Origin of the sequence: Synechococcus sp. R8-2 (assembly GCF_047461715.1) — a bacterium.
In the GTDB taxonomy this organism is placed as follows: domain Bacteria; phylum Cyanobacteriota; class Cyanobacteriia; order Thermostichales; family Thermostichaceae; genus Thermostichus.
The window spans coordinates 1-11,634 of the sequence record NZ_JANSHQ010000032.1; the positions used below are offsets into that span (position 1 = coordinate 1).

General features: G+C 58.3%; 15 protein-coding genes. 7 read left to right on the top strand and 8 right to left on the bottom strand.

The features are described 5' to 3' along the window. From NW819_RS00820 to NW819_RS00855, 8 genes are all read right to left on the bottom strand, one after another. Positions 1 to 148, bottom strand: a 148-nt coding sequence (locus NW819_RS00820; RefSeq protein ID WP_414412611.1) for a peptidogalycan biosysnthesis protein, incomplete at its 3' end; no start/stop codon positions are given. Then, positions 133 to 321: a hypothetical protein gene (locus NW819_RS00825; RefSeq protein ID WP_414412605.1), complete on the bottom strand. Its 189-nt coding sequence runs from the start codon at positions 319 to 321 to the stop codon at positions 133 to 135. The genes NW819_RS00820 and NW819_RS00825, both read right to left, overlap by 16 nt. 68 nt (positions 322 to 389) lie before the next feature. Continuing rightward, entirely contained in the window at positions 390 to 1,448 is a 1,059-nt protein-coding gene (locus NW819_RS00830) for an ATP-grasp domain-containing protein (protein ID WP_414412606.1), read from the bottom strand. 36 nt (positions 1,449 to 1,484) lie between these two features. Further along, on the bottom strand, positions 1,485 to 2,216 hold the full coding sequence (locus NW819_RS00835) for an alpha/beta hydrolase-fold protein (protein WP_414412607.1): 732 nt from the start codon (positions 2,214 to 2,216) through the stop codon (positions 1,485 to 1,487). A gap of 153 nt (positions 2,217 to 2,369) precedes the next feature. Beyond that, positions 2,370 to 3,023, bottom strand: a complete 654-nt coding sequence (locus tag NW819_RS00840; RefSeq protein WP_011432147.1) for an LON peptidase substrate-binding domain-containing protein — start codon at positions 3,021 to 3,023, stop codon at positions 2,370 to 2,372. Positions 3,024 to 3,118: 95 nt separating this feature from the next. After that, positions 3,119 to 3,631 (bottom strand): crossover junction endodeoxyribonuclease RuvC, encoded by a 513-nt coding sequence (ruvC, locus tag NW819_RS00845; RefSeq protein ID WP_414329288.1) that lies wholly within the window; start codon positions 3,629 to 3,631, stop codon positions 3,119 to 3,121. Positions 3,632 to 3,641: 10 nt separating this feature from the next. Next, complete coding sequence (gene pgsA / locus NW819_RS00850) at positions 3,642 to 4,160, bottom strand: CDP-diacylglycerol--glycerol-3-phosphate 3-phosphatidyltransferase (RefSeq protein WP_414329287.1); 519 nt, start codon at positions 4,158 to 4,160, stop codon at positions 3,642 to 3,644. Positions 4,161 to 4,238: 78 nt separating this feature from the next. Next, entirely contained in the window at positions 4,239 to 5,174 is a 936-nt protein-coding gene (locus tag NW819_RS00855) for a nucleoside hydrolase (RefSeq protein WP_414412608.1), read from the bottom strand. 124 nt (positions 5,175 to 5,298) lie between these two features. Here NW819_RS00855 and NW819_RS00860 point away from each other — a divergent pair, with 124 nt between their 5' ends. The 7 genes from NW819_RS00860 to NW819_RS00890 form a co-directional block, all read left to right on the top strand. Continuing rightward, complete coding sequence (locus NW819_RS00860; protein WP_414412609.1) at positions 5,299 to 6,300, top strand: circadian clock protein KaiA; 1,002 nt, start codon at positions 5,299 to 5,301, stop codon at positions 6,298 to 6,300. Between the two features lie 2 nt (positions 6,301 to 6,302). Further along, positions 6,303 to 6,605 carry a circadian clock protein KaiB gene (kaiB, locus tag NW819_RS00865; protein ID WP_011430723.1) on the top strand — a complete coding sequence of 101 codons (303 nt, stop codon included), beginning with the start codon at positions 6,303 to 6,305 and terminating at the stop codon, positions 6,603 to 6,605. Positions 6,606 to 6,633: 28 nt separating this feature from the next. Next, complete coding sequence (gene kaiC, locus NW819_RS00870) at positions 6,634 to 8,259, top strand: circadian clock protein KaiC (RefSeq protein WP_011432142.1); 1,626 nt, start codon at positions 6,634 to 6,636, stop codon at positions 8,257 to 8,259. A 180-nt stretch (positions 8,260 to 8,439) separates the two neighbouring features. After that, a complete protein-coding gene (gene pilM, locus NW819_RS00875; RefSeq protein ID WP_238376866.1) occupies positions 8,440 to 9,597 on the top strand; it encodes a type IV pilus biogenesis protein PilM in 1,158 nt (385 codons plus the stop codon). A gap of 60 nt (positions 9,598 to 9,657) precedes the next feature. Continuing rightward, the gene (locus NW819_RS00880; RefSeq protein ID WP_011432140.1) at positions 9,658 to 10,365 is read left to right on the top strand and encodes a PilN domain-containing protein; all 708 of its coding nucleotides are present in this window, start codon (positions 9,658 to 9,660) and stop codon (positions 10,363 to 10,365) included. After that, complete coding sequence (locus tag NW819_RS00885; RefSeq protein ID WP_414350594.1) at positions 10,365 to 11,066, top strand: hypothetical protein; 702 nt, start codon at positions 10,365 to 10,367, stop codon at positions 11,064 to 11,066. The genes NW819_RS00880 and NW819_RS00885 overlap by 1 nt, the downstream gene beginning before the upstream one ends. Before the next feature lie 262 nt (positions 11,067 to 11,328). After that, a partial coding sequence (locus tag NW819_RS00890; protein ID WP_414412610.1) for an AMIN domain-containing protein occupies positions 11,329 to 11,634 on the top strand: 306 nt, incomplete at its 3' end.

The window sequence follows — 11,634 nt, forward strand, 5'->3', positions numbered from 1 at the left end:
TGCGGCTGGCACAACCTGAGCTTTCTAGGCTGTGCAACCATTCGTATTCCAAAAAAGGAGAGGTGCGCTCCGTTTGCAAGGCGTGCCAGGCCCCTGCTGGGATCTCGCGAATATCATGGCACCAGCGCCATTTCAACCCGGTTGACATTTGCCTGCCTGGATCAGACCAACCCGCCGCCCAATCGCCTCAGCTTGGCTGGGAAAAGGCCCCCAATGCTCTTGCCGACTCAAGAGGGGATCCCCCGCCGCCAAATGCAGCACCTGGCAGGATCCCTGCGCCTGCTTGATTATGGACCACCCTGAAGCGGGGTCGGAAACCACGCTGCTGCTCCTTTGCCCGTCCACAACTTCTCCGGCCGAAAACCACACTTTTGGGTTCTGGTTTGATTTTAATCGGGATCCCTGGGCTCGTAGTAACGGTTGGCCAAATCCAGAGCCATCTGAAACTTCTGCTCGCGGGTGAGGTCAGCCCGTCGGGCAATGTGGGCAAAGCGGTTGATATCTGGGGGCAGGAAGTCGAAAGGACGCTGTTCCCGCACGATGTCCAAGACCAAATCGCAAAGGGCCTGCTGGTAATCGTTGTAGAAGATCTCTCCCAAAGCCTTGAGCCGCCCATCGGGCACCGGATTGTTAAAGTCGATGGCCTGGAGCTCTCCCTGCTCGTCGATAAATAGCTCCACCGAGTTCATTTCATAGCCCAAAACTCGATTGATAATCCGACAGGTATTGATGACTTTCTGGCCCATTTCCGGCGTAAGAAATTCTGGATCGAACAGATACTCGCTAGCATCGAATTTACGAAAGATGTACTTAATCGGGATGATTTTTCGGCCAATGCAGAGGGCGCGAATCTGCCAAGGGTAAGGGGTTTTGACCTTCTCTTGGATCATCATCACCTGAGATCCAGAGCGGTCGTAAAAATAGAGGAGCTGCTCCATGTTGTGGGCTATTTCTACTCCAATGGCCTCTCGCCCCTCCGCTGGCTTAATCACAATTGGCCAGCCCAGATCTTCCGCCATCCCCTGCCAATCGAAAAACTTGTGATACTTAAAATCTTCTGCTTTCAATGCGGGGGCTTCTTTAGGGGGCAGAATGTAAGTTTTGGGGATGGAGATCCCCAGCTCTTTGACCACCATGTAGGCAGCATCTTTGTTGCGCAGGTAGTAATAAAAGCTAAAGGGGTTGTTGATGAGGTAAACCCCCCGAAAGGCAAAGCCCATGAACAGGCCGATGGCTTGGGGGTAAAGGTAGCTGAAACGATCCAGGATCAGGCGATACTTGGTGCGGTAATCCAGGTTCACCTCGTGAATGGTGACATGTTCGGCCCGGATCTTGTAAGTTTGGCCGTTGCGAGCTTGAACAGGGGGAAGTGCGTTGAAGCGGGCCAGAGTATCGTCCCCAAAAGGCTCGCTGAAGTGCAGGCTGCCAACCCAATAGTCTTCAATCATCAAAGCTCTCTCAAAAGCTATTCCCTGCAAGGGATCCTACGCGAAGGCGCGGATTTGCGCTTGCCAAGTGGGCCAGTCGTGATCCCCCTCCCATACCTCCAGTTGATGGGGGATGTTGTTGCGGCTAAGCACTTCCGCCAGACGCAGGTTGTCGCTGAGGCAGTGGTCGTGGCGAGCGGTGAGCAACTTCAGCTCGGTGTTGCGCCCGCCCAAGTGATCCCAGAGTTGCCGGCTCATGTTGGACATATAGGCCAGCGGGTTGATGAAATACAGCTCCTGCTCTGCCCGTTGGGGATCCCAGCCGGTGACAGAGCCGAGAGCGGCCACATCGTAGGGCCCCCCCAGAGCCAAACAACGGCGCACTAGGCCGGGATGCCGACAGGTGAGGTTGACAGCATGGGTAGCTCCCAGGGAAAACCCGGCCACCACCAGAAACTCATTTTGCGCCTCGGCCTTGGCGTAGGGGATCAGCTCTTCTACCCAGTGCCGCTCCAACAACAGCCAACGCTCCCGCCGTTGGGGCAAGTCCAGCTGGCGGTTGAACAAAGTCTCCCAATCCAGGGTTTCCACGCAAAAAGCCTGCAAATAGCCCTGCTCCAGATGATGGCTGAGGCTGGCGATGATGCCGCGATCTTCCACGTCAAAAAAACGCCCGTTGCTGGTGGGCAGACAGATCAGCGGGTAGCCGTGATGCCCAAAGTGGAGCATCTCCATTTCCCGGCCCAAGATCTGAGAGGGAAAGCGCAAGTAGCGGCGAGCGTAGGCCATGAAAAACGGGGAAGGGATCCTCAAGAAATACCCAACCTTTCCGGGGGAAGCATTCTGCCCTGCCTGGTCGAGCAAGGCAAAGGGCACTCTCTGGAAAGGTCCACAAGAGCCACCAGAACAGATGGGAGCAGACCTGACCAACTGACAGGAACCTCAGGAAATTTCCGTGAACAGATCCTTGAGGGCCGTGCGGGCGGCCAAGTGCTTGCGGGTGGACTCGAGAATTTCGGCTTCCCGGCGCAGCCGCCTTTCGGTACTGACCATTTCCAGCAGAGCTTGCTGCTCTTGGGGGGCCCCATGGAAGTGGCTAGCCACCCAGTAGGACAGTTCTATGGGAGTGGTGGGGAGCTGCTCCGGCAACTGTGCATCCCGCTCCATCAGCTTGCCCGAGAGACGCACCACATCCTGAAGGAGAGTGGTAACCTGGCGCACCCAGCTCTGCAGGTCATCGGAAGGGGTGGTCGGCTCATCCTCAATCCATTCCACCAGCCCCACCCGGAAGGGTTTTTCCCGCACGTAATCCAAGACGCGGAAGCGCTGCTGCCCCAAGGTCAAAATGTCCATGCGGTCATCCGGCAATCGCTGCACCTGCAACACCTCAGCACAACAGCCCACCCGCACTGGGGATCCCGTCTGGGGATTGAACATCAGCACCCCAAAGCGGCGATCCGTCTCCAGAATGGTGTTGATCATCATGCGGTAGCGGTACTCGAAAATGTGCAGCGGCAGAGGTCGGCCCGGAAACAGCACCACCTCCGGCAAGGGAAACAGGGGTAGCTCGCGAACATCCACGGAAGAAGAAGGCATAGGGCTTGTGCTTCTCGCTGTACTGAGTCTAGCCCATCTTTATTGGCCAATCTTTATCTCTGCTAAAGGTAGGGGATTGACAGGGAGGGGATCCCTCAAGAGAAGCGGTGGTGCCAGACTGTGATGGCAATCGCCAAGGCATCGGCGGCATCATCCGGGCGGGGCAAGCTGGGCAGGTTGAGTTCCCGGGCCACGGCAGCTTGTACAGCCTGCTTGTCGGCGCGTCCGTAGCCTGTCAAACTTTGCTTGACTTGGGCGGGCGTAAACTCCACCGGCAACAGATGATGCTGGGCCAAGGTGAGCAGGATCACGCCACGGGCTTGGGCGATGGCAATGGTATTGCCCATTTTGTAGAAAAAAAGTTTTTCCAGCCCCACCTGATGCGGGCGCAGTTGGCGCAGCAACTGGCTCAAATCCTCGTGCAGCGTTTGCAGCCGCTCCGGCATCGAGTGTTGGCTGGGGGTGCTGATCACCCCATAATCCACAGGTTTCAACCCCGCAGATCCCGCCAGAATGCAACCAAAACCCATGGTTCCCAGACCTGGATCTAGGCCGAGGATGCGCTGCTCAGGTGGGGTGTCTCCTCTGTCGGCGAGGGGCGGGGGGATCTGACAAGGGCTATGGCCTGCCGGGTGACTGCGCATGATGGGGATGATCGGTGTGCAGGTAGGTCAGGCCCGAGATCAGGGTGAGAACCACCGCCACCCAAAAACAAGGGATCCCTCCCGGCCACCCCAAAATCAGCAAAGCAATGGCCAGGATTTGGGTTACCGTCTTGGCTTTGCCCCAGAAATTGGCACCGCGGATTTGGCTTTGGTTGACCCGCCAGCCGGCGATGGCCAGCTCCCGCCCCACCAGCAAAAACACGCCCCAAGCGGGGATCCGCCCCAGTTCCAGCAGGCCCAGCAGCGGCGCCAACACCAGCAGCTTATCCACCAGAGGATCCAAAAACTTGCCCATATCGGTTACCAAGCCATAACGGCGGGCCAAATGGCCATCCAGCCAATCGGTTGCCGCCGCCAACAGGAACGCCCAGAGGGCCAACCTCTCCCCCAGTGGGGATCGCAGGCTCAGGCCCAGCAAAACAAAAGGGATCCCTGCCAGCCGCAGCAGGGTGACGGCGGTGGGCAGGTTCACCCACTCCAGCTTGGCACGTTGGACGGCGCTGGGATTCTCCACCTTCGGATCTGGCCTCAAGGATCAGAACTATCAGAATTATCGGTAACGGCCCAGGCGCTCGGTGAGCAGGTGGTAAAACCCCTGGGCATCCACCCCAAAAGCCACCTGAACATTGGCGAGGCGACCACTGGATCCCCAGCGATCCACCACCGTCCGGCCCAGGTTCAAGGGGCTAGCCGTTTCCACCTCGACGTAGCAGGGCTTGAGCTCGAACAACTGCGGCTGTAACAGATAGGCAATCACACAAGGGTCGTGCAATGGCCCTCCCGGTAGCCCGTAGCGTTCTACGTCGACCTTACCGTAAAAGGTGAGCATATTGGCCACCGTCTGCCCAACGCGGGTGCCCAGGGCGCGGATGCGCTCAATCCGCTCCGGCGTGCTGAGGACCTGTTGGGTGACGTGCAAGCCCAGCATCACCACCTCCGGGATCTCGGCGCTGAGCACGATCTGGGCGGCGTGGGGATCGGTGAGGATGTTGAACTCGGCTGCCGGGGTAACATTCCCCTCAAAGGCGGATCCCCCCATAAACACCAGCCGCTGGATGCGCTCCACAATCCGGGGCTGCTGCACCAGGGCCACTGCCAAGTTGGTCATCGGGCCCAGCAAAGCCAAGGTAACCGGCTCAGGGGCAGCCATCAGCGTCTCGATGAGATAGGGCACTGCATGCTGGGATCCCAAAGGCATCTGGGGCTCCGGCAGATCCGCTCCGTCGATCCCGGTTTTGCCATGCACCTGCTCGGCGGTTTCCAGAGGGCGCAAGAGAGGTCGGGGGCAGCCGGCATACACCCCCATCTGCGGCTGACCGGCCAATTCACAGATCTGTCGAGCATTGCGGCTGGTTTTGTCCAAGGAGACATTGCCGGCCACCGTGGTAATGCCCAGCAATTGCAGCTCTTCTGGCGACGCCATAGCCAGCAGCAGAGCCACCGCATCGTCTTGGCCAGGGTCACAGTCGATGATCAGGGGCACCATAGGGATCTCGGCAGCAGCTCACTCACCCCTAGTTTAGGTTTTTCTCCCGCTCTTTTCCTCTGGCCGGTGAGCGCGGATCCCGGTCAGATTTAAGATAGGAAATATATCTTCATCCTTTGTCTTGTTGCCTGACACCCATCCACTGCGCATCAACCTGTTGCTGGATTGGGAGCCGCCAGCAGGAGAGCCCCTAGCTTGCGAGGACTGGCTACCCCCTGAACGCTTTGTTGTCGAGTGTTTTCAGGATCAAGCTACCTTCCTAGAGGCTCTCAGGAGACAAGACGGCCATGTCGATTGCTTGGTGCTCCTGGTGGATCCCACTCGGCTGCAAGAGCTGCACGATCTGGGCAATCAGCTCTGCGCGTGGGGACTACTGCTGCCGACGGTGTTGGCGATTGTGCTGGAAGAATCCCACCTGCAAAAGGAAACACCGGAGACGGAAGGAGGGATCCCTGCCACCTCATCTTTGGTGAAAGCATTGCTCAAGCGAGAGCAGTTTTTCTACCACAACGCCACCCTCGTCCGTCCCATTTCGCCACAGGAGCTGAAGGGGCAGGTGCGGGCCGACTGTACCGCTTCGGGATCCCCTTCCGTCTTGGAGCTGCTGGTGGATCGGGCCATCGCCTTGTTTCTGCAGATGTCTCCCACCTGCGGCCTCCCGCAGGGCCCAGCGCATCCCAGCGATCAGCCCTACCTGGCCTACAGCAACCAACAACAACGACGGCTGGCGGAGAAATTGCGGGAACGGCTGGGCTACGCCGGAGTGTACTATCATCGTGACCCGGAGCTGTTTTACCGTCGCCTCCCGCCCCACGAGCAGCAAGCCCTCATGCGACGGCTGCGTAACCTTTACCAGGCAATCGTCTTGGACTATTTTCAATCTCCCGAGACCGTCAATGCCCGCATCGACGAGCTGGTGGCCTTGGCCTTTTTTGCCGATATCGGCGCTGCTCAACTGCTGGAGCTGCACATGAACTTGATGGAAGACTTTGCCAAACAATTGAAGCTGGAAGGCCGCAGCGAAGAGATCCTGCTGGATTACCGCCTTACCCTGATCGATGTGATGGCCCACCTGAGCGAAATGTACCGCCGCTCCATTCCCAAAACCGCTCCAAGGGATCCTTAGATATGTCCACTCGCAAAGCCTATGTTCTCAAGCTCTACGTGGCGGGCAACACCCCCAATTCTCTGCGTGCCCTCAGCACCTTGCAAGACATCTTGGAAAAGGAGTTCCGCGGCGTGTACAGCCTGAAGGTGATCGATGTCTTGAAAAATCCGCAACTGGCAGAGGAAGATAAGATCTTGGCAACGCCGACCTTGGCCAAAATCCTGCCGCCACCGGTGCGGAAGATTATTGGCGATCTGTCCAACCGCGAGAAAGTGCTCATCGGCCTGGATCTGCTCTACGAAGAATTGGACGAAGAGGCTTGAGACAGGCTGCAGGAGCAAGGAGAGTGGGATGAACCAGTCATTGGGGCCTTCTGAGCCAGAAAAGCCACAAGATAACACCGCAGAGGACTCCACCGAACCAACCCCAGACAACCACCGAGCGGATCTCTCAGAGCTGCGAGGGATCCCCAAAAAACAGACGGGCATCGAGGGCTTTGAGGACATCAGTCACGGTGGGCTACCCCTGGGACGCACCACCTTGGTCAGCGGCACCTCCGGTACCGGCAAAACCCTGTTTGCCATGCAGTTCCTTTACAACGGCATTGTGAAGTATCAAGAGCCGGGGATCTTCGTCACCTTCGAGGAAACCCCCGCCGATATCATTCGCAATGCCTCCAGCTTTGGCTGGGATCTGCAGGCCCTCATCGACAGGGGCCAACTGTTTATCCTGGATGCCTCCCCCGATCCCGAAGGCTATGAGGTGAGCGGCAACTTTGATTTGTCGGCCCTCATCGAGCGCATCCAGTACGCCATTCGCAAATACAAAGCCAAGCGGGTCTCCATCGACTCGGTGACAGCCATCTTTCAGCAATACGACCCTGCCGGTGTGGTGCGGCGGGAGCTGTTCCGCCTGACGGCCCGCCTCAAGCAGGCCAACGTCACCACCGTCATGACCACGGAGCGCACCGACGAGTACGGCCCCATCGCCCGCTACGGCGTAGAGGAATTCGTCTCCGATAACGTGGTGATCCTACGCAACATCCTGGAGGGAGAGAAACGGCGGCGCACCATTGAGATCTTGAAGCTGCGGGGCACCACCCACATGAAGGGGGAATATCCCTTCACCATCACCAACGACGGGATCAACATCTTCCCCTTGGGAGCCATGCAGCTGACGCAGCGCTCCTCCAACGTGCGGGTCTCCTCCGGCATCGAGAAGCTGGACGAAATGTGCGGCGGCGGTTTCTTCAAGGACTCGATTATTTTGGCCACCGGCGCCACCGGCACGGGCAAAACCTCGCTGGTGAGCAAATTCCTGGAGCGGGGCTGCCTGGATGGGGAACGCTGCATTCTCTTTGCCTACGAAGAGTCGCGGGCGCAGCTGTCCCGCAACGCCTCCTCCTGGGGCATTGACCTGGAAGAGTTCGAGCGGCAGGGCCTCCTCAAGATCATCTGCGCCTACCCAGAATCTGCCGGCCTGGAAGACCACCTGCAGAAGATCAAAACCGAGATGATGGCCTTCAAGCCCTCCCGCATGGCCATCGACTCCCTGTCAGCCCTGGCGCGGGGAGTGAGCCAAAATGCCTTCCGCCAGTTTGTAATCGGGGTAACCGGCCTGGCCAAGCAGGAGGAGATCACCGGCTTTTTCACCAACACCACCGACCAATTCATGGGATCCCATTCCATCACCGAATCCCACATCTCCACCATCACCGACACGATCATCCTGCTGCAATACGTGGAGATCCGCGGAGAAATGGCCCGCGCCCTCAACGTCTTCAAAATGCGGGGATCCTGGCACGACAAAGGGATCCGCGAGTACCTGATCTCCAATGCGGGCATCCAAATCCGCGATTCCTTCCGGGGCTACGAGCGCATCATCAGCGGATCCCCGACCCGCATCAATGTGGATGAGAAAAACGAGCTCTCCCGGATTGTGCAAAACGTCCAGGCCCTCGAGGAAGAAGGGTTGTGAGCGGTTACAACAGTTCCGTGAGTGGGCGCGGCAACAGACCGGTTGAGTCAAGCGAATTTCCAACACCGCTCAACACCGCGCAAGCCCTGCACTTGCGGCTGGCAGGGAGGGATCGGCCCAGACAAGGATTTCCCCGCGGCCAATGGCGAACAGTGGTAACCCACCTACAAATTGGGTAGTATGCCTCTAGCAGTAGCGCAAAGGGCGGGGTTTCCCGGTGTGTTTAGCTTTTTCGGTGGCTCCAAAACCCGAACCATGCTTGGGGTGGACATCAACCCCGAGCGCATCGCCGTTGCCCAACTGAAAAAGCAGGGCAATGGTCGCTATCGTCTGGCCCACTACCACAGCGTGGACATGCCGGAAGGGGCGATGGTCGAAGGACGCATCCTCGATCCGAGCACAGTTGGCTTGATCCTGATGAATTTGCTCAATGAAAACAAGGTACCCACCAACCTGCCGGCAGCCACAGCAGTGCCCGTAAGGGAGGCCATCGTTCGTCTCATTCGCCTGCCTGCCGACCTACCCGCCGATGAGCTGCGCCGGGTGGTTTTGGAGCAGGAGGCCGAACTTTACATTCCCTATCCGCGGGATCAGGCGGATGTCGACTACCAGCCCTTGGGTCTCGATCTTTCCCAGGATGGCATTGAGCGCATCGAAGTCTTGCTGGTGGCCATCCCCAAAGAGGTGGTGGACAACTACCTGGAGGTGCTGCAGGCAGCCAATTTGCAGGTGCGCTGTGTGGAGCTGGCCAGCTTCTCCCTCATTCGCACCATCCGCGATCAGCTAATCCAGTACGGCCCCCAAGAGGCCGTGTTGCTCAGCTCCATCGGCTACGACAGCAGCGAGATCAGCATTTTGGTGAACGGGATCCCGCAATTTACCCGCACCGTCAACATCGGCACCATCCACATGCGGCAGGTGCTGGCCCAATCCCTGAATCTGCCGCTTAGCCGCACCGGCGACCTGTTGCGAACTCTGAGGTTACCCTTGATCAACCCCACCGATATTTTGGCCACGGGAGAACAGCCAGCGCCCAGCAATCCCGGTGTAGCAGCAGTAACGCGCGTTGTCTCCGATTTGGCGGATGAACTGAAGCGCTCCATCGACTTCTTTACGAGCACAGAAAGCAGCTCGCCTGTGGTGAAAGTACTGCTGGCCGGAACTGGGGCAAGCATCGGCCAAATCGACGGCTTCTTATCTCAGTCGTTGAGCGTGGCGGTGGAGTTGGCGGATCCCTTTGGCAACATTGTCGTGCCGGATTCAGTGGAACTGCCCCTGGAGGAACGCCCAGCAATGGGAGTGGCCCTGGGGTTGGCGTTACGGGAAGACACCAAGTAGCGGCAGCAGGCAGCGCAAGCTCGCCCAACCGATGGAATAGCGCACAAGGCGGTTAAAGAGATGTACACACCGGAGATCAATTTCCTCAAAGAAAGGCCGGATGTCCTCACCACAGCTCGAACAGGTGGGGGACCAGTAGTCGCAGCTGAGGCTGCAGAGGGATCCCAGAATTGGATCCCGGCCATTGGCCTGGGGGTTGCTGTTGCTGCTGTAGCGATGGGAGCTTTTTGGTATTTCCAAGACAGCTTTTCCCGCCAGAGAGAAACCTTGAGGGCGGAGCGGGCTCGCCTTGACAGTGAGCTCAGCACAGCCAATGCTGAGTTGTCCCAGCTGCAGAATGCCAATCAAGAGCTGCAAACCATTCGCGCCCAAACGGAAGGGTTCCGCTCCTTTCTGAGATCGGTCCAGCCTTGGTCGGCCATCTTGGAAGAGCTGCGGCGCAAGATCCCCGGCCAGGGGGTATGGATAACCAACATCAGCGCTTCCGGGGATACCGTCAATATCCAAGGAGGGGCGCTGGACTTTCCCCTGGTGAACGACTTTTTGCTCACCCTGCTGGATTCCAACTTTGTTACCAGCGCCGTCCTGAACAGCAGCTCCCGGGTGGACGGCACAGACGTAACCGAGCCCAGCGTTACCTACGGCATAACCGTAACCATCCGTACCCTGGGGGATCCCGACCCAGAATTTACCCGCGAGCTGGAGCAGCGGGGAGCGATAGGCTTGGTTGAAAAGATCCGCATTTTGCGTCGAGTGGAGGCGAACTGATGACTGGATCGGTTGAAGGTTTTCCCGACGAACAACTGGTGGTTCCCCCGGCAGGGCCGCCGGTACTGCTGGGCGTGGAGCTGACCCCCATTCGAATTGGTCTTTTAATCGGGATCACAGGGCTAGGCGCGGCGGGGTTTCTGGCCTTCACCCAACTTCGCCCCTTGATCGAGGAGGTACAGGCTTTGGAAAGGGAGGTAGCCAACAAAACCACCCAGTTGCAGGACATAAAGAGCCAGATTGCCAGTTTGCAAGATGTGCCCAATCAGGTCGAGAGAGCTCGCGTGGAGCGGGAACAGATCAGTGCCCTGCTCTCCACTCCCGAGAATGCCGACACGCAACTGCTGGATCTCAACCGGCTGGTGCAGGGGCAGCCCAACAGCGAGCTGCGCAGCTTTAGCCCTTCTCCACTGACTCCAGCGTCTTCGGCCAATCCGGAAGTGCCTGGGATCATCGCTCCCGCCATCCAAGTGCAGACCACCCGTGTCGCTCTGCGTGGCCCCTATACGGAGCTGATCAATCTGATGGGAGATATAGAACGTCTGCGCACGCTGTTCCGGGTGAGCAACATCAGCTTAAATCCTGTTCAAGACACAGGGGAACTGGACGCTGCTTTTGATTTGATTGCCTACATCTACAACAAAGACGTTCCGTTGGGCACTGCTCCTCCACCTGAAGGGCAAACGGCACCTGGTCAGTAGCCCAGCCATGCCTTGACTCAGGGGGGGATCCTGCCAGTGCGGGATCCCCTCTGGTTTTCAGAAGACGGGAACAACCGCCGGTTCAGCACGGATAGTGTTGCCGAATCGAAGATCTGGGAAAAATTTCTCCCGAAACGGCTACAGGTAGTGGCAAAGTCCGAGATTTCGGCTTTGATTAGGGAAGCACGGGGTGAACGAGGCCAAAGGCACCCGTGGCGGGGTGAAGCAAGAATACGACTGGGTGAAGGAGTGAGGTGTGAGGATGATGAACCGTCGAGTTGCTTATGGGTGTGCGTTGGGCTTGATCCTGTCCCTGCCCCCATTGGCCTTAGAAAGCCGGGTCAATGAGGCAGCCGCTCAACAGTTGACCTCCGCAAACCCGCAACGCCTCAGCCGCATCACAGATATCCGCCTGGTGCCCAACGGCAACCGCATGCAGTTGGAGATCAACACCGAAGGGGGCGCTCGCCCACAGGTGTTCTTTACCCAGCAGGGACAATCTTGGATCGGGGACATCACCAATGCTCAATTGAGCGGAAGCCAGGGCCGCTATCGCCAAGAGTCTCCC